The sequence below is a fragment of the Enterobacter cloacae complex sp. EB5 genome, assembly GCF_031432835.1.
In the GTDB taxonomy this organism is placed as follows: Bacteria; Pseudomonadota; Gammaproteobacteria; order Enterobacterales; family Enterobacteriaceae; genus Enterobacter; species Enterobacter hormaechei_C.
Map to the genome: position 1 here is coordinate 3,203,279 of NZ_CP133860.1, position 19,699 is coordinate 3,222,977.

20 protein-coding genes are annotated in these 19,699 nt (G+C 39.1%); 12 read left to right on the plus strand and 8 right to left on the minus strand.

The window, feature by feature from the left end; translation table 11 throughout:
- Positions 1-44 precede the first annotated feature (44 nt).
- Positions 45-1,283, minus strand: a complete 1,239-nt coding sequence (gene rbsK / locus RHN82_RS15280) for a ribokinase (RefSeq protein WP_047729546.1) — start codon at positions 1,281-1,283, stop codon at positions 45-47.
- Positions 1,284-1,893: 610 nt separating this feature from the next.
- On the opposite strand from rbsK, the gene RHN82_RS15285 reads away from it, so the two are divergent.
- The 12 genes from RHN82_RS15285 (at position 1,894) to RHN82_RS15340 (ending at position 12,691) form a co-directional block, all read left to right on the plus strand.
- On the plus strand, positions 1,894-2,739 hold the full coding sequence (locus RHN82_RS15285) for a DUF6387 family protein (protein ID WP_001067212.1): 846 nt from the start codon (positions 1,894-1,896) through the stop codon (positions 2,737-2,739).
- A gap of 280 nt (positions 2,740-3,019) precedes the next feature.
- Positions 3,020-3,226 carry an AlpA family transcriptional regulator gene (locus tag RHN82_RS15290; RefSeq protein WP_000795663.1) on the plus strand — a complete coding sequence of 69 codons (207 nt, stop codon included), beginning with the start codon at positions 3,020-3,022 and terminating at the stop codon, positions 3,224-3,226.
- Between the two features lie 20 nt (positions 3,227-3,246).
- The gene (locus RHN82_RS15295; RefSeq protein ID WP_310398359.1) at positions 3,247-3,546 is read left to right on the plus strand and encodes a hypothetical protein; all 300 of its coding nucleotides are present in this window, start codon (positions 3,247-3,249) and stop codon (positions 3,544-3,546) included.
- A 249-nt stretch (positions 3,547-3,795) separates the two neighbouring features.
- A protein-coding gene (locus tag RHN82_RS15300) for an IS3 family transposase (protein WP_088581786.1) occupies positions 3,796-4,943 on the plus strand; the annotation gives its coding sequence in 2 pieces (ribosomal slippage) (positions 3,796-4,033 and positions 4,033-4,943; 1,149 coding nt in all).
- 130 nt (positions 4,944-5,073) lie between these two features.
- Positions 5,074-6,276 (plus strand): site-specific integrase, encoded by a 1,203-nt coding sequence (locus RHN82_RS15305; protein WP_008322898.1) that lies wholly within the window; start codon positions 5,074-5,076, stop codon positions 6,274-6,276.
- On the plus strand, positions 6,269-7,573 hold the full coding sequence (locus RHN82_RS15310) for a tyrosine-type recombinase/integrase (protein ID WP_008322896.1): 1,305 nt from the start codon (positions 6,269-6,271) through the stop codon (positions 7,571-7,573). The genes RHN82_RS15305 and RHN82_RS15310 overlap by 8 nt, the downstream gene beginning before the upstream one ends.
- Positions 7,570-9,444 carry a hypothetical protein gene (locus tag RHN82_RS15315; RefSeq protein WP_059347504.1) on the plus strand — a complete coding sequence of 625 codons (1,875 nt, stop codon included), beginning with the start codon at positions 7,570-7,572 and terminating at the stop codon, positions 9,442-9,444. Before RHN82_RS15310 ends, RHN82_RS15315 begins: the two co-directional genes overlap by 4 nt.
- A 73-nt stretch (positions 9,445-9,517) precedes the next feature.
- Positions 9,518-10,638 (plus strand): IS3-like element ISSen4 family transposase gene (locus RHN82_RS15320; protein WP_085950818.1). Its coding sequence is split into 2 segments (ribosomal slippage): positions 9,518-9,776 and positions 9,776-10,638, totalling 1,122 coding nucleotides; the frame shifts between segments, so codons are not numbered across the junction.
- A 45-nt stretch (positions 10,639-10,683) separates the two neighbouring features.
- Positions 10,684-11,070: a hypothetical protein gene (locus tag RHN82_RS15325; RefSeq protein ID WP_001062149.1), complete on the plus strand. Its 387-nt coding sequence runs from the start codon at positions 10,684-10,686 to the stop codon at positions 11,068-11,070.
- A gap of 95 nt (positions 11,071-11,165) precedes the next feature.
- A complete protein-coding gene (locus tag RHN82_RS15330) occupies positions 11,166-11,594 on the plus strand; it encodes a hypothetical protein (RefSeq protein ID WP_001549555.1) in 429 nt (142 codons plus the stop codon).
- A gap of 90 nt (positions 11,595-11,684) precedes the next feature.
- A complete protein-coding gene (locus RHN82_RS15335; protein ID WP_001549554.1) occupies positions 11,685-12,386 on the plus strand; it encodes an ankyrin repeat domain-containing protein in 702 nt (233 codons plus the stop codon).
- Between the two features lie 74 nt (positions 12,387-12,460).
- Positions 12,461-12,691: a hypothetical protein gene (locus RHN82_RS15340; protein WP_001549553.1), complete on the plus strand. Its 231-nt coding sequence runs from the start codon at positions 12,461-12,463 to the stop codon at positions 12,689-12,691.
- 54 nt (positions 12,692-12,745) lie between these two features.
- Here RHN82_RS15340 and RHN82_RS15345 read toward each other — a convergent pair whose 3' ends face one another.
- The 7 genes from RHN82_RS15345 to RHN82_RS15375 form a co-directional block, all read right to left on the minus strand.
- Entirely contained in the window at positions 12,746-13,063 is a 318-nt protein-coding gene (locus RHN82_RS15345; RefSeq protein ID WP_001549552.1) for a hypothetical protein, read from the minus strand.
- Between the two features lie 19 nt (positions 13,064-13,082).
- A complete protein-coding gene (locus RHN82_RS15350) occupies positions 13,083-13,469 on the minus strand; it encodes a hypothetical protein (protein WP_001549551.1) in 387 nt (128 codons plus the stop codon).
- Between the two features lie 530 nt (positions 13,470-13,999).
- On the minus strand, positions 14,000-15,142 hold the full coding sequence (locus tag RHN82_RS15355) for a relaxase/mobilization nuclease domain-containing protein (protein WP_063157461.1): 1,143 nt from the start codon (positions 15,140-15,142) through the stop codon (positions 14,000-14,002).
- Positions 15,111-15,548, minus strand: a complete 438-nt coding sequence (locus RHN82_RS15360) for a hypothetical protein (RefSeq protein ID WP_001549549.1) — start codon at positions 15,546-15,548, stop codon at positions 15,111-15,113. The genes RHN82_RS15355 and RHN82_RS15360 overlap by 32 nt, the downstream gene beginning before the upstream one ends.
- A 406-nt stretch (positions 15,549-15,954) precedes the next feature.
- Positions 15,955-16,632 carry a hypothetical protein gene (locus RHN82_RS15365; protein WP_009308466.1) on the minus strand — a complete coding sequence of 226 codons (678 nt, stop codon included), beginning with the start codon at positions 16,630-16,632 and terminating at the stop codon, positions 15,955-15,957.
- 57 nt (positions 16,633-16,689) lie between these two features.
- A protein-coding gene (locus RHN82_RS15370; RefSeq protein WP_085950818.1) for an IS3-like element ISSen4 family transposase occupies positions 16,690-17,810 on the minus strand; the annotation gives its coding sequence in 2 pieces (ribosomal slippage) (positions 16,690-17,552 and positions 17,552-17,810; 1,122 coding nt in all).
- A 223-nt stretch (positions 17,811-18,033) separates the two neighbouring features.
- On the minus strand, positions 18,034-19,542 hold the full coding sequence (locus RHN82_RS15375) for a phospholipase D-like domain-containing protein (protein ID WP_310399365.1): 1,509 nt from the start codon (positions 19,540-19,542) through the stop codon (positions 18,034-18,036).
- Between the last annotated feature and the right edge of the window lie 157 nt (positions 19,543-19,699).

Here is a 19,699-nt window from a genome sequence, read left to right on the forward strand (position 1 = left end):
TGGTTGTCGTGAATATAATCTGTGTTTGCAGAAATATGTGTGCGTTAAATTTTCTCGGTGAGAATGTTTTTATCGTTATATTGCGCCAGCCGGGTCAGGACATCTTTATATTCGGGCATATTTGATGCGCCTTCTTTTTCAACGGCCAGAGAGGCGAAAGCACAGGCAAATTTTGCTGCCTGAATAATAGATTCCCCTTTCGCCATCGCGGCGGCGAATGCGCCGTTGAAGGCATCGCCTGCACCGGTGGTATCCACACATACGGCTTTCAGCGCCGGGATATGAATGAATTGCTCACCGTCATAAATAAGCGCACCTTTCGCTCCCATGGTGATGATGACGTGGCCTACCCCTTTCGCTTTAATGGCTCTGGCGGCTTCCTTTGCGCTGGCAAGATCCACAATATGAATGCCGGACAGCAATGAGGCCTCAGTCTCGTTTGGGGTCAGAAAGTCCACGTTCTTCAGGCAGCTAACCACATCAGATGACCAGGGCGCCGGGTTTAACACCACCTTGATCCCGTTACGGCGGGCAATTTCAATGGCCCGAAAGGTAGCGGGGAGATTATTTTCCAGCTGGGTTAAAAAAATATCTGCGTTTTTCACTTCAGGAGTAATCGCTTCAACTTCATCGGCAGTAATGGACCGATTGGCCCCAGGGCTGATGGCAATCATATTTTCACCATCGCTTTGACAAACATAAATAAGCGCGGTGCCGGTTTTATTATTTTTATCCTGATAAAGCGTGAAGCTGTCGATAGCAGAAGATGAAAGATGTTCAAAGGCCATCTGACTAAACTGATCGTTACCCACTTTACCGACAAAATGGGTTTTAACATTGCATTTGCTTACGGCCAGCGCCTGATTGGCGCCTTTGCCGCCGGGTCCAATAATGGTATTTTCGGAGAAAATAGATTCTCCGCTTTGCGGGAAACGATCGACATTAGCAATAATATCAACGTTGAATGAACCCAGAATACAGACTTTACCTTTCATCTTTCGCCCTTTATGTCGGGATTTGATCGTTTTTCTTGACTGCGCGGAGTCAAAAAAATGAATGATATTGCTATCTAAATTATTGACTGATTGGGTATGAAAAATACGGCGTTTGATAATTGCCCCACCGTGGCATCGCTCAATGCCGCCTTCCTGCGCTAATAAGTTCAGGTCGCTGCGAATCGTTTCCCTGGTGACGTTAAATACTTTCGCAAGCTGATTCACTGTCGCCCGTTCGTACCTGTTAAGCCAGGTCAAAATTGCATAATGCCGTTCTTTATTGAGCATAAGGTCACCTCTGTAGTTATATTATTGTTTCCTTGTTGTTAATGTTTTGGTGTTGTTCACAGATCGTTCGACAAAACAAAAGGAAACGGAAATATAAGAGGTGATAACTATTTAATATCAATTGGTTATGTTGATTGCGGGAAGGGTGTTTGGGATATGATTTGCAGTACGGGGATTTCAACCATGGCAGGGGCCATTACGCAATGTTAGATCTTTCTCGGACAACGACAGACACAAAAAAGCCCGCAGGGCTTGCGCCGTGCGGGCTTTCAGGACTTCATCGGATGACTCTGGTAATCACCGATGGAGAATTTTGGTGGGCTGGCGTCCCTGTAATTAGCCATTCATTCCATTGATTTTTAATGTTATTTATACTTTGAATTTTATGTGTGGTTCTAAAAAGGAACCATAAATCGTAATGGTATGGGTTATCACGATTAGCGGATTGGAGAATTGTATCAAAAGGAAACAAATTCTTCAGTTCAACTCCCTGCTAGTAGCTGAACTGCGCAAGCAGGATCTGCTTTTCACCGATTAGTGAATGCGGTAGTTTTTCAGCGAAACTGAATTCTATCCGTAGGGCAGTACCAGCATAGGTGGAGAATGGATTTTGAACAACTGGTCACCAGAGCACACAAAAGACATCAAGAGTTGGTTTAAGATTGATACATATCGCAAATTTGAAGACCTCTCATTGCTCCAGTTTTACCATGAGATATGGGCTCGTAACTTGTTCTTTAAGGAGTATCGGGAAGAGTTTGAGAGCAGAACTCTTATGGGTTACTTCTCAAAAATTTTCAGTGGCAATCCTTTTTTAATTGAAGAAGGGCAACTGGGATACATGACTCCTGCCAATAAACTTTTTCAGCCTCCCCATTTTTTTCTAACAACTCTTGATCGCCTTGCTGAAACGAGCATCATTGCTATGCAACGCGGAGGTTTTGTTTGGGATGGTGATGACAATTATTCAATAAACAGAGATCTTCGGGAAGAATCACTTTCAGATATTATGCCAGATCAGTTTTCACGAACAGTCATGTTCGAGATTGATTTGGCAAGTGGCACAGACGAAGAGATTGCAGAGTCGCTTAAAGCTGCATTACCGCAGTGGCGTAAAATCAAAGGTATCGAACCAGATCCTTTAGAATCAGTTCGCTTTGGGTATGGAACTATCAAGAAACTCATCAGTTATCGTGTGATACCTATGCTGGATATCCTGGTGTGGGCAGCCGTTAAAAAAATCCGTGTCTCTGACGACAGGTTATCCAGACTGCTATATACAGACGATGACGAAGAAAGCGAAATGAGGCAGTCTAGCCAAATCAAAGATACCGACAGGCCTTTGGCTCTTAAATCCTGCACAACTGACTTTATCCGACAATTCCATTACTTCATGAACAAAAATAGCCATTTGAAGCAAATGAAAGTCTCTGATGTAATGAAACTATCTGATTAGAATTACATTTATAACTATTTGTTTTAATTGTTAAAATTAACTAAAGGCATCATTGTGAATGGTGCTTTTTTTTGCGATTTTTACTTTAAACCGGGCATTTTGACACTTGCTATAAAACGGGGGAATTTCAGCTACTCTCAAGTTCCCCTTTTCTGTACGGCACCAACTTCGAGAAAACCATCCTGCATAGCTACGAAGAACCTCCGCTTCAGGAGCTTCGCTCTTTTCTTTTCCCAACTGTTCGTATAGTGACTTCACCGCAACGACAAGGGATAACGAAATGAAAAATCAAGCAACCCGCCTAATACGATTACCAGAAGTTCTCGAACGAACTGGCTACGGAAAAGCCTGGATATATCGTCTGATCAACGATGGTAAGTTTCCTGCTCCTGTCAAAATTGGAAGTCGTGCAGTAGCTTTCGTTGAAAGTGAGATTGATACCTGGATTCAGTCTGTTATCGAAACAAGTCGAAATAATGTTGCTTAATTGAACTTAGGAGTGATTTTATGAATATCGAAGAATTTGTAAGCGAAGAAAACCATATGTGCAATTTATGCGGAGATATTTTTTACAAGATCTTTGACCAAGAAGTGATTTATGACTTACCTAATAACGAGTTTAATAAAGAAATCATTTACTGGCTCAGTCAGTACCTTGTAGGAAATCTGAGAGAACCTTTAGACTCGATCTCTGAGCTTAATGCTTGCAAACAGATATATGTTTACGAGACCTGGTTATCTCTAATTAAATGTCCTGATGAATTGAAACTCCTAGCGAAGCGGATAATTTTATATCTAATGGATTAAGAGCTTTTTATGAAAATGTAAAGTTTGGCTGCATAATTTATCTTAAAACTTTACAGAATAACTTACATTATTTTGGTTGCCGTTTATTAGCAAGGCAGTGAGATAGTTTTCGAAGTATTAGGTGTACATAATGTTAACTAGATCTACCAGATGATAATTTGACAAGAATAATCGTCTATCTCACTGTGAATCGCCACGGGTTTAACAGACACCTCAGAGTCATTTAAGATGGCTTAAAGAGAGGTGCCCATGAGCGGTAAGCGTTATCCCGAAGAGTTTAAAACTGAAGCAGTCAAACAGGTTGTTGATCGCGGTTATTCTGTTGCCAGCGTTGCAACACGTCTCGATATCACCACCCACAGCCTTTACGCCTGGATAAAGAAGTACGGTCCGGATTCTTCCGCTAATAAAGAACAGTCAGATGCTCAGGCCGAGATCCGCCGTCTCCAGAAAGAGCTGAAGCGGGTTACCGACGAACGGGACATATTAAAAAAAGCCGCGGCGTACTTCGCAAAGCTGTCCGACTGAGGTACGCCTTTATCCGTGACAACACCTGTTGCTGGCCTGTTCGCCTGCTCTGTCGGGTGCTGGATGTTCATCCCAGTGGTTTTTACGCCTGGCTTCAGCAGCCGCATTCACAACGCCATCAGGCAGACCTGAGACTGACAGGACAGATTAAACAGTTCTGGCTGGAATCGGGATGCGTCTATGGTTATCGCAAAATCCATCTGGATCTGCGGGACAGCGGGCAACAGTGCGGAGTGAACAGAGTCTGGCGACTGATGAAACGTGTCGGGATAAAGGCTCAGGTCGGATACCGGAGCCCGCGGGCACGTAAAGGCGAGGCCAGTATCGTGTCGCCCAACAGGCTCCAGCGACAGTTCAATCCGGATGCTCCGGATAAGCGTTGGGTAACGGACATAACCTACATCAGGACCCACGAAGGCTGGCTGTATCTTGCCGTGGTTGTTGATCTGTTCTCACGCAAAATTATCGGCTGGTCCATGCAATCCCGGATGACAAAGGACATTGTCCTGAACGCACTGCTGATGGCTGTATGGCGCCGTAATCCCCAAAAACAGGTGCTGGTTCATTCGGATCAGGGCAGTCAGTACACAAGCCATGAGTGGCAGTCGTTCCTGAAATCACACGGCCTGGAGGGCAGCATGAGCCGTCGCGGTAACTGCCATGATAATGCGGTTGCAGAAAGCTTTTTCCAGTTGTTGAAACGCGAACGGATAAAGAAAAAGAGCTACGGAACGCGGGAAGAAGCCCGCAGCGATATTTTTGATTACATCGAAATGTTTTATAACAGTAAGCGTCGGCATGGTTCCAGCGATCAGATGTCACCGACAGAATATGAAAACCAGTATTATCAACGGCTAGGAAGTGTCTAGATTATCCGTGGCGATTCACTGTTTTAATTTAAATAAATATCTTAATCGATCCAAATAAATTTGTAAATCTACGAAATGCTTATTATTAATATATTGGAATTATACTTTTTGTAAAGTTTAGGAGGAAAATATGTGCAGTATTTGTGTGGATTCTTTTATGTTCGAAAATGGTGAGAGATATTGTCATGTTGTAAATAAAGATACTGGTGAGCCATTGTATTATCCAAACTTGTATATAACAACACAAGTCAGGAATCGGTCAGAGTCTATATCAACAATGAAGGTTATCGCTGGGAGCATTTCATTGTTATATCGATTCTTTATGAGAAAAAATATCAATATTGATGAAAGAATTCAGAAAAGGATATTTCTGGCTCCTCATGAAATTGAAGATTTGATCGAATTCACTTCATTCAATTTTCGAGATGGCGAGAATGATAATTTTAGAAGTTCAAATGTCAAAAAACCAACTAAGTACTTTCGGATAACAACCATAGCTAACTATCTGGAATGGCTGTGCAAAATACATCTTTCTCATACAGGACAGAAGGATACTCTCAAATATATTTTAGATTTCATAAACAACATAAAACGAAAGAAACCGAGAAATAATGATAAATATAATATGGATATAGAAAAAAGTTTAAATAATGAACAATTGGATTCTTTGTTTAGCATTCTTGCACCGGGTAGCAAATTAAATCCTTTTTCAGAAAAAGTGCAAAAAAGAAACAATCTAATATTCCTGCTATTACACTGCTTTGGCCTGAGAGCAGGTGAACTTTTGAATCTGCGAATTGGTGATATAGATTTTGCAGAATCGACAATTGCAATAAGAAGAAGAGCAAATGATAAAACAGATCCGCGAGTGTATCAGCCTTTAGTTAAAACTTGTGAGAGGAAATTAATTGCTGATAAAAAGCTCATGTTTGAAATTTCAGATTATATTCTGAATGATCGAAGAAACATAAAAAATTCTAACAAACATGATTTCCTGTTTATTACTTATAAGGAAGGAAAAACTCAAGGGCAACCTATTTCATTTTCTTCATATCACAAAGTGGTGAGTGTTGTTCGTCAATCCTCCTCACTTCTAGGGGGATTGACAGGTCACAAACTCAGACATACATGGAATTATGAGTTTTCGAAAGCAATAGACAAGAATCAGGACATATCCGATGAAAAAGAGCAACAAATCCGTTCTTATCTCATGGGATGGCGACCGGGTTCAGAAACTTCAATGATTTATAATCGCAGGCATATTTATGAGCTATCGAAAAAAACTGCACTTGAACAACAAGAGCAACTATTCAAAGGAGAATTTGATGAATAATTTAATTAAAAATAAATCTGATAAAATGTCTTTGCATGAACATAAAATCGTCAGTTCGATTGAAAATAACGGAATCAATCTTACAAACTTAATATATGCTATGAACGAAAATTTGGTTTGTGGGTTTGTATATACAGTACAATATTATTTTAATAGCAACAGCTATTTGTATGTGAAAAATATTGTTAGAAATATGGAGAGTCTTATCCGTAAACTATCTCCTACTCATATTGATGATAAGGTTCTAATTGAATATCAAAATAAGAAATTATCAAAAGCCTCAGCATCATTTCGCGTTTTACGACCATTTTTGATTAAATGGTTTGAGTTAGGATATCCGGGAATAGATGAAAGTGCGGTAGAACTGTTAAAGCATTTGGACCTAAAAATAAAAAAATCTGGTCAGTCTGTGCTTCAAGATGATCCAACAGAGGGACCATTAAATAAAGAAGAACATACTTCTTTGATTAAGGCTATGAATCATGCATATAGAAAAGGTGAACTGTCACTGCCACATTATGCAATATCACTATTGATCAGTCTTACAGGTAGAAGACCTCAGCAGTTAGTTATGTTGAAATATAAAGACCTTCTTCAAAAGAACTTAGATAATGGCAAAGTAGAATATGTAATTTCAGTGCCACGAGTAAAACAACGGGGTAAAGAACTACGATATCGAGAACTTGCAATAATATCAGAGGTTGCATCAATTGTTCAATTGCAAGCTAATCAATCAGTGAAACTTGTTGAGCAAGCTCTTGGAAAAACTCTTGATGATTATTCTAAACGAGAAGTTCCTATTTTCTTAAATGAGGAAAAACTCTCAGATTTATCCATAACAGGTTCAATTCTTCTGGAATATAATAAATTATATGCGAAGCCTACAATTGCTAATGTAGCATTGAAAAGTATTGTTAATAATGGGAATGTAATATCCAACCGTACCGGTTCGATACTAAATATTACTCCTCGTAGGCTTCGTTATACAATAGCAACTATGCTGGCTAAGAATGGGCATAATGTTAATACTATAGCTGAATTATTGGATCATTCATCTACTTCAAGTGCGGGGATTTATATTAAAAATCATGCTGACAGTGTTGAAAGGATTGATTCCGCTGTTTCAGAACAATTGTCATTTGTCGCTGATATTTTTATGAACGGAATCAAATCGAAAAAGAGTAGTCATTTCAAATTTTTTTCTTCAAGTAGATGCCAGAGTCAGAATTCAGGATTTCCTTGCAATCAATGTATGTTTTTTATTCCGATTGATCGCAGTGAGGTGAATCAACTATGAATAATATTATTTTGTTCAAATCAAAAAAACATATTCTTGTAGAAGAAAATTATAATGAGTTCATAAAATTTTGTCGCTATCAACTGCCCGGACTAACCCAAACTCAGGATTGGGAGCAGTATGCCTGGAAAGGATATGTCACATTTAGAAAAATAGGGATTGGAAATAAAATCTTTGATTCCATTGATGCAATGCACGAAGATTATATCAATTTTGCGAAAGCATATATCAGATATCAACACACATTGAAACCATTAAAAAATTATGGGGTTATTATGATGGCCTTGCGATGTCTCGAACAGGCCCTTTTGCAGGTTCAGAAAACTGGTCTCATTTATAATGTTACAGCCGTTGTTTTCGATGAGGCAATGCAGATCGGGAGTAAATATTTTGAAGGTAACGTTTTGGCTAAATGTGGAATACAGCTTGAAAAAATATCAAAGTTTCTGTGTGAACATAATCTTGTGAAGTCAGGATATATCTCATGGAAAAACCATGTAAAACAGAAAGTCAAAAACAATTATCTTCCTGAGATTGAGGATTATCACCGAAGCGATAAGTTACCAGATGAAGAAGCATTGCTCGCTATTGCTGATATTTTTTCTCAAAATGATGAGTTACTGAGTCCAAGGGATATGTTCACCAGTTCAGTATTTGCACTTCTACTTTGTTGTCCGAGCAGAATTTCTGAAATTTTAGCCTTACCTGCTGATTGTGAGATTACACAAATAGATGGCAAGGGTATCGAAAGATATGGTTTGAGATTTTATTCGGTAAAAGGGTATGGCCCTAATATCAAATGGATTCCACGGGTTATGATACCAGTTGCAAAGAAAGCGATTAGAAGATTACTTTCCTTATCACAAAATGCAAGAGCACTTGCTCACTGGTGCGAAAAGTACCCGGATAAATTTTACCGACATGAGCTTTGCCCAACAGTTGATGAAAAAGCTAAATTGACCGTTGTACAAGTTTGCCATGCACTGGGGTATAATTTATTTGATCATAAATCATGTGTTTTAAAAATTAAAAGAACGAGTTTGGATGGTGGGAAAAGTTTCTTAAACCACAATGATTACAACTATTCATTGAGTAATTTGTGGGAAATTATTAGTTCTAATTTTAGCAGAGATTTTCCATGGTATGATAAAGAAAAATCCATAAAATTTAGTAATGCTTTATGCTTGCTCAATACTGATCAATTTTCTTTATCAAGAATGACTTCAATTTTCACATTTTACAAACCTACTAAAAGTTTCTTTTTCAGTGACATACAAAGAAAAAAAAGCTATGAGATGAATTATAAAAATATATTTTCCCGATATGGGTATTATGATGATGAAGGTAAACCACTACTTATTCGCTCACACCAGCCACGGCACCTTTTAAACACAATAGCCCATTATGGTGAAATGTCTGAACTGGATATAGCTAAATGGTCTGGTCGTATCAATGCGAATCAGAACAGAGTTTATAACCATGTGTCAGAAGAAGATATGTTAGATAAAATCAAAGCTATTAAATTGAATAGGAGTAATTACTGTCAAAGGGAGTCAATACCCACAAATGAATTGACAATTGATTTTGATAACCTTAATCAAGGTGCAATACACTTAACTGAATTTGGTTACTGTGTACATAACTATTTAATCAAGCCTTGTACAAAAATTAATCATCTTATTGAATGTGATAATGAAACACCGGACTTTAACTCAGTAGATAGAATTAGGCTGCAATCTGTCCGAGAGAAAGTAATGCAATTAAAGAGAATAACTCAGATCGCTTATGAAAATGGTGATTATGGTGCAGACAAATGGTTGCAACACCATGAAAAAAATTTGGAAAGAATTAATAAGCTTTTGAATAATTAAAATGACCTGCTCCCCGTTGATTAGTACACCCCGATGTTAGTAATGTCTTCATAAGCCACATGAGGACATCCCCATGAAGAAGCGTTTTTCCGACGAACAGATCATCAGTATTCTCCGCGAAGCCGAAGCTGGGGTACCCGCCCGTGAACTCTGCCGCAAGCATGCCATTTCCGATGCCACGTTTTACACCTGGCGTAAGAAGTATGGCGGTATGGAGGTGCCTGAAGTTAAGCGCCTGAAGTCGCTTGAGGAAGAGAACACCAGACTCAAGAAGCTGCTTGCCGAAGCCATGCTGGATAAAGAGGCGCTTCAGGTGGCTCTTGGGCGAAAGTACTGACGACAGACCAGAAGCGGGAAGCCGTGATGTTGATGTGTGATGCGACCGGTCTGTCGCAACGTCGTGCCTGCAGGCTTACAGGTTTATCCCTGTCGACCTGCCGCTATGAGGCTCACCGTCCGGCTGCTGATGCGCATTTATCAGGGCGCATCACTGAGCTGGCACTGGAGCGCAGGCGTTTTGGCTACCGTCGTATTTGGCAGTTGCTGCGCCGTGAAGGGCTTCATGTTAATCATAAGCGCGTGTACCGGCTTTATCACCTCAGTGGCCTGGGCGTAAAACGCAGAAGACGTCGTAAAGGGCTGGCAACAGAACGTCTGCCGCTGCTCCGTCCGGCGGCGCCCAATCTGACCTGGTCGATGGATTTCGTCATGGACGCACTTTCCACCGGTCGCAGGATCAAGTGTCTTACCTGCGTCGATGATTTCACAAAGGAATGCCTGACGGTCACTGTTGCCTTTGGGATTTCAGGCGTTCAGGTCACGCGTATTCTGGACAGCATTGCACTGTTTCGAGGCTATCCGGCGACGATAAGAACTGACCAGGGGCCGGAGTTCACTTGCCGTGCACTGGATCAATGGGCCTTTGAGCATGGTGTTGAGTTGCGCTTAATCCAGCCGGGCAAGCCAACGCAGAACGGATTTATTGAGAGCTTTAACGGACGATTTCGCGATGAATGTTTGAATGAGCACTGGTTCAGCGATATCGTTCATGCCAGGAAAATTATTAATGACTGGCGGCAGGATTATAACGAATGCCGCCCGCACTCCACGCTGAATTATCAGACACCGTCTGAATTTGCAGCGGGCTGGAGAAAGGGTCATTCTGAGAATGAAGATTCCGACGTTACTAACTGAGTGTTGTATCTAATCGTGGGGGCAGGTCAAAAACAGGAGATACTTATGGCAAAACATTTGAACAGGAGTGAAATAAAAGCAATTAAACACATTATACTGACTTGGGACGGTAAAATCACATGGAGTGATTTATGTGAATCAGTGTATAAGAATCTAAACAGAACTATCACAAGGCAATCTTTAAGTGCTCATGATGAAGTTGTTGAAGCATATAGAATAAAGAAAAGTTTGTCCAATTTGAAAAAATCTGGTCTAAAGAAACCAGCTAACTTAACTATTGCGGCACAACAAATAATAAACCTTAAAGCCGAAAACGAAATGTTGAAAAAACAGAACAATAGATACAAAGAGCAATTTAGCTATTGGCAGTATAATGCTTACAGACATGGTCTCACTATGGAACAATTGAATAGACCATTTAATAAAAAATAATAGTTGATAGGTTACACCTATTGACAAGTTAAATAAATGAGATAAATATAAACATATGGTCAGGAAGACTATTTCATTATGCAAGGATGCATTTTATGGACAAAAACATCATCAATCTAGAGTTTACTCTAGAAGAGCAACTTATCATTATTGTCGATAAGTATATCTCAAAAAGATACCAGCCAGGCGATAAAAGTTTCTCATACCAGCTATACCTGCTTTTTGTTGGCTATCATTTAAAGTATTTCTACCCAAGACAGCTATACATTCGCTCTAATCGTAACATAGACAACATTATGACGATGTTCAGTTCTGTATACAAATGCCTTACAAGTACTTTGTTGCAGCGATTGAACAATAAGGAGGCTGTTATCAGAGAGCTAAACTCTCTCGTGAACTATATTGACAACAATCAAGAAAAAGCAGAAGAAATCTATACAATTTTTAAAGCTCAGTATGAAATGAGAGTTATAGAGAAAGAAATTACTCACGAAGTTGTAAAAGTTAGAAATTTGCGGCTTTAATTATTATAAATATAAATCTGTAATTTATTTGAATATTATCTTTTTTCGCGCTAAATAAAAGAAAACGATAATATTTTTGCAGGATTAATTATGATAAGAACAGAATGGTTAGAGTTAGAGCCAGAGGTTTTACCACTTTCTACACATAGGGGGATGCTTGACCAGACTCTTTTATTTGAAGCTACAAGCGTTGATGAAGTGAACTGGTTGATTAAAAATGGTGTTGATATCAACCACCGAAATTTCGTTGGTAAAACCGCACTGTGGAAATCGGGTTATTATGATTATGAAATTGAAATAATAGATCGATTGTTTGAAGCAGGTATTAATCCAGATCTTTTAAATTTTGAAGGTGAGCATGTTTTATCGGGAATGGGTTATTTTGGACATCCTGAAATATTTATGAAGCACAGGGGCAAAATAAAGTCTACTGACATTCATATCAGGGATATACATTTATCCCACATTGATAAAATGAAACGAGGTATTGAAATACTTCTGGGAAATGGCTTTCAGGTGCATTATCCCCGCTATATGAATATTGAGGACATTACTCTCTGGGATGAAGAGCAGGCATGGTATCGAACAGAGCAAGAGAATATTAACATGAAAATATACTATATGAAAAAACGAAATGATTACATCAAATTTTTAGAGTATCTGGACAAACAAAAAAGAGCTATAAGATTAGTTAGTGTCAGAGCGAATAGCAAGGACATTACTCTCTTTGATATTAAGGAAATGATTGAAAGACTTCGATTAATGAAACCAGAATTGTATATTGTTAAGTAATCTAATTTTTGTTTGATTTTCCCAACGGATAGCATCATACTTATAGCTCATTTGGTTTATAAGAGAACAACCTCATGGCTTATGGAAAAAATCCCTTCTCAAAATCACCACTCCCAACAGGTGATTTTAAAACCTCTCAAAAAAGACTTACCGCAGAGATAAAAGAAGTCGAAGGTAAAAAAGTCATTTTTATCTACTATGAAGGGACTAATGATGTTTATGATGGTCCAGAAGCGACTCAATACACTACACTTGAAGATGCACAAGGTTTCTGTAACAATTATAATAAACAGCTAAATATTTAATGAATATTCAAATAAAAGCCCCTACTATTAGGGGCTTTAAAGCAATATGGCTTTCTATTGTTGTATTTCTTTCCAGATACCATCAGCTTTCACAAGCTTAACAGGCTTTGTCTGTTTCATATTGCTAATCGAGGCATCGACAATGCAGTTATAAACATTGTTTGCTTCTTCTGTGCAACTTACTTTCTTCACATAATCGATTCTTAAAAGATCTTTTTCGGGAATACTTGAGTTCAGAGCTTTCATACTTGCATTTGACCTGTCTACAACACTTTTAAAAACATTAAATATATCTTTTTCAGAAGGTTCTGAATTACAGGCTGTTAATAGAAAAGTAGAAAGGATAACTGCGAGAATTGAGTATGTTTTCATTTTCTTGTCCAGGAAACGATTAATTAAGAATGCCAGATTTTGTATTGTTATTATCAGTAGAGAATGTCCATTTGCTTACGGTTTCTCCATTGAAGTCGATTTCGAGAGTTTTAGACTGAGTCTGGGAACCGCCAGTTAGCAAACCAACAACAGGGATAAAAGTCGAGGCATTGAACTGATTGTTATACATGAAATATCTCCATTGCTCGTTGCCATCGTCAAGAGTCGTTCTGGTATCAGGCTCACCAAGTTGAGCAACTAGCTCTGCCTTAGTTGTTTTGTTTTTAATTATTTTTGATTGTAGACTCTGTGCCGTTTCATTTTTGATTTTTTGGTTGCCGGATGTAGAACAGCCAGAAATTGAAAATATTGCAATAAAAAATGATGTAACAATAAATTTATTCATTTTATCTTCCTTATTATATTTGGACAGGGTTAGCTTTTATGTGTGAAAACGGCTCTGTGTGCAAATTTCTTACGTAAAAAAAATCTTAAAGAAATTGCTGACGCAAAATAGATAACGACAGTTAATATAAAATTTTGACTGATAGCGAATATAAGAAAAGCAATCGCTAACAGCACAATTCCTATTAGTAAAGCTAACCAGGCTGAAACGGCTCCATATCTAATAGTTGAATGACAGCCAGTGCAGACACGGACACCAAACGGACTCTCCTGAAAGCAGAACGGGCACTTAATTGTTTCGTTTTTCATAGCAACCCCAGGGTGGAAGATTTACTGCTGTTTGTAGGGATTCTCGATGACCGACTCGCTTTAGTAAAATTGCTTGTACCGATCGATGATTGTTACTTGATAGTTATTGTCTATCATAGCTAGATTATCGATCTGTAATAACGATCAATATTTTCTTGACTAAACACAAATTTATTACTAAGCAATTGAGTTAGGTTACGAAAGGTGTTTACAACTAGCTGTCTATAAACGAATTTTTCTTGTAGGTTTCAGATGATGTGTTGAATAGACTTCTGAGAAGTTTGTAGGAACCTTGTGGAGGATGCTCTTTCCATATTTTCTGAGAAGCTCTATGAGCCGTTGTAAAAAGGGAATCCAGCCGGTGAGCCTGAGATGCTTTTGCTGTTTGGCTGCATTCTTTTGAAGGATCTTTTCTACGATTTCGTTCCGTTTGTCTTCTCTGAGCCGTAGTTCCAGTTCTGCAATTTTTTTACCGATACTTTCCTTTCTCTCAGCGGTTTTCAAAACTATTGCAGGAGCAGGAGCAGGAGCAGGAGCAGGGATAACTCCCTTTGTTGTTCGCAGAGCTTCTAAGTGATCTGGGTTGTAGTTAAGCTGCTTTTGAAGATTTACCCAAGAGTATGCCTTTCCAAGTTTGGATGCCTTGAAAGCGATATCGCGGTATTCGAATGAGAAGCCGTTCATCTTACCGGTAGAAGCAATGTTAGCCGTCCAGCCGACTTCAGCTTCTTCCAGTCGTTTTATAAAAGTTAAAAGATCAGGTGTATCTGCCAAACTTTTATCAAGTATCTGTTGTAGAGCTTCTTTAGGGGAGGGAAGGCCAGTCCGTTCTGCAAGCATCTGTTCATTACGGGAAACTTTTCTTCGCTTCTGTTGCTTTGGTGTAATGGAAGGGGCTGGCTTGGTCACTGTCAGACCGTGAGCGATTTCGAGTTCACTAATGATCCGTGTGCTGATAAGGTTTTCATTCCTACCCAAGTAGAGCTTCCCTCCATTGAGGTCTATGCGACTTGCGATAATGTGTATGTGCTGACCAGCCGGATCGTCATGAAGCACATAGCAACGAACATGAGTATCACTGAATCCCATTCTCTTCATGTAGTCGTCAGCTATCCTTGCCCATTGGTCATTCGATAATGATTCACCATCAGGTAAGCGAAGCGAGTTGTGCCAAACTGGTTTTGCGACATCCTGGCGAAGATGCTTGGTGCTATCGAACTCTGCAATCATTTCATGGGCGGTGTCACCCAGCATATTGCCCCCGATTACGACTGGATCGCATTTATGATGTGCTCCCGGTTTCAATGCGTATTGGACCACACCAGCAAAGTTCTTACCCCTGCGAATCTTCCGCATACCCTTCATTCGGGAGGCTCCATATACTGTCACTTAAAAGATTCGTGCGAAGCTCTTCCAGTTGTCGCTTCACAGCGAACAATTCAGTATGGGTAAGCTGACTGTCCTTGCTTTTACAATCTATATGGGTCGCAATTCGATTTAGCTTTTGCGATATATCAGTTAAAGCTTTCCAGGCTTTGGTATTAATCGTTGGTATAACAGGAGGCAACTTTTGAAGGGAAGCCATGCGAAGCCACTCGCCTTTTTTATAAGAGCCTCGCTTTATATTAAGGAGTTGCAGTTCTTCAACATTCAATCGGACACTGACACAATAGCTTCTTACTGCTTCTGAAGGAATTTTACTTTTATTAAAACTACCACGGCGGGAAGTTTTGGATAGATCTATATCATCGCTATAATTTATCTTATGCATATAAACTCCATTTTGTATGATATTAATTAGTTAGCATAATCCATATGCTTTATATATCACTTATATAACGAATGAGTTTTTTGTCAATCTATAGGATGGATTGTTTTGATTTCTTTTATTGTCTGACTGAAAGGAAGCAAGAAAAGCAAGAGCTTTATAGAACGGTGCAACCGCTTCTATAAATTAGCTCTTGCTTATATTTAGAGGGATTGTTGACTTTGAGATTGAAATTGCTATAACTGTATTTATTAATAATGAGGAGGGTATATGAAGATAGCTTTTTTCCTTGCACTTGTTGCTTCAATCAATTTAAATGTATTGGTTTTTTTTCCGAAGTACTCTGGTTGGTTAGGCATGATGGATTTTTACATAGTGATTTTTTCATTAGGATGGGTTCTTTATCAAGTTAAATATAGTCGCGTAAATAAATAAAAACCCAAGGTGCACTTGTCATTCCAATCGCTACAAATAGAACTAATTTGTAATAAAAGTTATTGTGAGTTATTAAGTCTGGTATTGCAGTATTTGATGGTGTATTATTCATAACAGAAGCCGAAGGTCCATCATTTTTGGGTTCAGCATTCAATTTCTTTTGCTTTATTACCTGGTTTTCTTTATGTCTGTCATTTATAAATTCGACTATTGTTATTAAAGTTTTACCAACAGTTGAAATAAGTATTAAAACTTTTATACCAATTTGATAGAGGTGTTCTGCAATGTACTGCAAATCTGTAAAACTTTTATAAAATTCATAATCGAATAAAAATAAATATAAAGCATAGCTTGCTGATGCAAATAATATTGCATCATTTAATGATTTAACGGATTTACCTCGGTAAATATACCATAGTGCTATAAAAAGACCGCCTGCAATAATAGGGAGGATGCTAATGTAATCAGGGATTATATCGGTGCTTAGAGGTTTTAGATAATGTTTTACGTTCTTGATTAGATAAAATATGCTAATTGAAAGAGCAATTAAACATGCAATAAAGAAAAAAATATTTTTGATGATTATTTTCCATTTTTTTTCTTTATTGGGATAGTTGCTATTGCTATTGCTGTTGCTAATTTCTTCAGTCATATAGTTACCTTGCAAATAACATAAGTACTGACCTGCCCCCACGATTAGATACAACACTCAGTTAGTAACGTCGGAATCTTCATTCTCAGAATGACCCTTTCTCCAGCCCGCTGCAAATTCAGACGGTGTCTGATAATTCAGCGTGGAGTGCGGGCGGCATTCGTTATAATCCTGCCGCCAGTCATTAATAATTTTCCTGGCATGAACGATATCGCTGAACCAGTGCTCATTCAAACATTCATCGCGAAATCGTCCGTTAAAGCTCTCAATAAATCCGTTCTGCGTTGGCTTGCCCGGCTGGATTAAGCGCAACTCAACACCATGCTCAAAGGCCCATTGATCCAGTGCACGGCAAGTGAACTCCGGCCCCTGGTCAGTTCTTATCGTCGCCGGATAGCCTCGAAACAGTGCAATGCTGTCCAGAATACGCGTGACCTGAACGCCTGAAATCCCAAAGGCAACAGTGACCGTCAGGCATTCCTTTGTGAAATCATCGACGCAGGTAAGACACTTGATCCTGCGACCGGTGGAAAGTGCGTCCATGACGAAATCCATCGACCAGGTCAGATTGGGCGCCGCCGGACGGAGCAGCGGCAGACGTTCTGTTGCCAGCCCTTTACGACGTCTTCTGCGTTTTACGCCCAGGCCACTGAGGTGATAAAGCCGGTACACGCGCTTATGATTAACATGAAGCCCTTCACGGCGCAGCAACTGCCAAATACGACGGTAGCCAAAACGCCTGCGCTCCAGTGCCAGCTCAGTGATGCGCCCTGATAAATGCGCATCAGCAGCCGGACGGTGAGCCTCATAGCGGCAGGTCGACAGGGATAAACCTGTAAGCCTGCAGGCACGACGTTGCGACAGACCGGTCGCATCACACATCAACATCACGGCTTCCCGCTTCTGGTCTGTCGTCAGTACTTTCGCCCAAGAGCCACCTGAAGCGCCTCTTTATCCAGCATGGCTTCGGCAAGCAGCTTCTTGAGTCTGGTGTTCTCTTCCTCAAGCGACTTCAGGCGCTTAACTTCAGGCACCTCCATACCGCCATACTTCTTACGCCAGGTGTAAAACGTGGCATCGGAAATGGCATGCTTGCGGCAGAGTTCACGGGCGGGTACCCCAGCTTCGGCTTCGCGGAGAATACTGATGATCTGTTCGTCGGAAAAACGCTTCTTCATGGGGATGTCCTCATGTGGCTTATGAAGACATTACTAACATCGGGGTGTACTAATCAACGGGGAGCAGGTCAGTACAATAGGATATCTTTCTACAAGATATCCCATAGCTTGTTTCAGTAATTAGGCGAAATTAAAGAAAATATATCTTTTCTTTCTATAAAGATGCCAAGCTCATCATATGGGTTTCCGTAAGCTGAGGCTGAAAGCCAATTAAGACTCGTGATCAAAATGTTGTCATTATCCCATGATAATATTTTTGCATGAGAAATAGGATCTTCTTCTTCTCTAAAGTAATTCCATTTTTTCTTAAAGAGTTACTCATGTCATCAAGTTGCTGTGAATTGATACCTCCGCTAAGAGATGAGTAATACATGTTAATATTAAGACTGCTATTGGCTGTCATTGATGTTATCAAGGGAGTTAAAATAGGTCTTTCTGCATTATTACTAATTCTATGACTCGCAATAAATATTGATTTTGTTGCTTTGTCTCTTGCATCTAAAACAAAATCATGATGCTCATTTTTTGTGATGATTTTAATTCTTACATTTTTGTTCGCAGAATCTTCTGATGATAAATGCTCACAAGCTTTTTTCAATTCGTATGAAATGGCTGAAATAGATTTGCTTAAGTTGTTAGATACTCTAGATTTTCCTTTAGAAATTATGCTCAAAATATCTAATACTTCAGTCGTCAAGGTATCATTTGTTACGAAAACAGAGCATTCATACCTATTAAATCCACTTGCTAACCAGTTACATGAACCGATGGTTGAACAATATCCGAATTCCATTGTATCGCATACTATAACCTTTGCATGAGAACCTGTTGGATTTGAATGTATTGTAAAAAGGGAGGTTAATCCAAGCTTTATAATTTCTTCTCTATAAGACTTAAGGCCCTCAAGAAATTGGTTATAACTTCCGATACTTCTCTCATCATCGGGTTCTTCTTGGCCCCATAAGATATCAACTTGAACTCCGCGTTTAGCAGCATCAGTTAATTTCTGAAAGATTGATTCAAAGTTTTTTAAGTGTATAAAAGTTGAATGGATAATGATTCTACTAACAGATTTATCGATCATCGCGATAAGATGATCTCGATGGCTGTCTGAACCTGATATTATTCGGAATTCAGTTTCATTAATATAGTGTTCTTCAAATCTATTTTCAAAAGACTCGGTATTATAAGTGCTTATTTTTGAGTTCTTGCTAAGAGAGTCTATATTAGTATTTATTTCACTTCGCTTCATATTAGCTGCAGCGATAATATCTGCGGCTAATTCTTTTGAGATATCAGATGGAACACCCGTTATGTTATCTGCTTCATCAACTTGTGCTATAGCAAAAGTTCTATTTTGATAATAAGGTCTATCATTAGCTCTTTCCTCATACCCTATAACCTCTTCGTCAGTATCTTCAACACAATTTAGAATGTCTGATGTGAACGGTGAATGTTTGGGGTTTTTAATTTTGAGTTCTGTTGATATCGAGTGTTTATTCTTAAGTAATTCATTTGCTCTTGATGTAGGATATATCTGATAGTTTTGATTTCTTGCATTTACTCGATAACATTTTGCTGTGATTGGATCTATTAAAAACTTCCGAGTAGATTCCAGTGGCTCTCTTTCATAAGGGAGTTCCTCACGATTAGCAACACTCCTTCCTTTGCTGGTAATCCTGAAGTTGTATTTAGAATTCAATTCAACTAATTCAACCCAACCCAATTTCATAAATGGCAATATTATTTCAATTATGAGCCGTTGTGGAAGATTAGATTTTAATGATAGCTCTTCTATAGGATAGGGTTGGAGGCTAATCTCTTGAAGTAAAAAATGAATCTAAAGCTCCCCATCTATGGCCTTTAAATATTTTGAATTTATGAACTCC

Excerpts from the sequence above, each read along its gene's own strand:
- RHN82_RS15335 (WP_001549554.1), top strand. The coding sequence starts at position 11,685 with ATGATAAGAACAGAATGGTTAGAGTTAGAGCCAGAGGTTTTACCACTT.
- RHN82_RS15355 (WP_063157461.1), bottom strand. The coding sequence starts at position 15,142 with ATGAAGGGTATGCGGAAGATTCGCAGGGGTAAGAACTTTGCTGGTGTG.
- RHN82_RS15360 (WP_001549549.1), bottom strand. The coding sequence starts at position 15,548 with ATGCATAAGATAAATTATAGCGATGATATAGATCTATCCAAAACTTCC.
- RHN82_RS15365 (WP_009308466.1), bottom strand. The coding sequence starts at position 16,632 with ATGACTGAAGAAATTAGCAACAGCAATAGCAATAGCAACTATCCCAAT.
- RHN82_RS15305 (WP_008322898.1), top strand. The coding sequence starts at position 5,074 with ATGTGCAGTATTTGTGTGGATTCTTTTATGTTCGAAAATGGTGAGAGA.
- RHN82_RS15345 (WP_001549552.1), bottom strand. The coding sequence starts at position 13,063 with ATGAAAACATACTCAATTCTCGCAGTTATCCTTTCTACTTTTCTATTA.
- RHN82_RS15325 (WP_001062149.1), top strand. The coding sequence starts at position 10,684 with ATGGCAAAACATTTGAACAGGAGTGAAATAAAAGCAATTAAACACATT.
- RHN82_RS15290 (WP_000795663.1), top strand. The coding sequence starts at position 3,020 with ATGAAAAATCAAGCAACCCGCCTAATACGATTACCAGAAGTTCTCGAA.
- RHN82_RS15330 (WP_001549555.1), top strand. The coding sequence starts at position 11,166 with ATGGACAAAAACATCATCAATCTAGAGTTTACTCTAGAAGAGCAACTT.
- rbsK (WP_047729546.1), bottom strand. The coding sequence starts at position 1,283 with ATGCTCAATAAAGAACGGCATTATGCAATTTTGACCTGGCTTAACAGG.
- RHN82_RS15315 (WP_059347504.1), top strand. The coding sequence starts at position 7,570 with ATGAATAATATTATTTTGTTCAAATCAAAAAAACATATTCTTGTAGAA.
- RHN82_RS15310 (WP_008322896.1), top strand. The coding sequence starts at position 6,269 with ATGAATAATTTAATTAAAAATAAATCTGATAAAATGTCTTTGCATGAA.
- RHN82_RS15340 (WP_001549553.1), top strand. The coding sequence starts at position 12,461 with ATGGCTTATGGAAAAAATCCCTTCTCAAAATCACCACTCCCAACAGGT.
- RHN82_RS15350 (WP_001549551.1), bottom strand. The coding sequence starts at position 13,469 with ATGAATAAATTTATTGTTACATCATTTTTTATTGCAATATTTTCAATT.
- RHN82_RS15295 (WP_310398359.1), top strand. The coding sequence starts at position 3,247 with ATGAATATCGAAGAATTTGTAAGCGAAGAAAACCATATGTGCAATTTA.
- RHN82_RS15375 (WP_310399365.1), bottom strand. The coding sequence starts at position 19,542 with ATGAAATTGGGTTGGGTTGAATTAGTTGAATTGAATTCTAAATACAAC.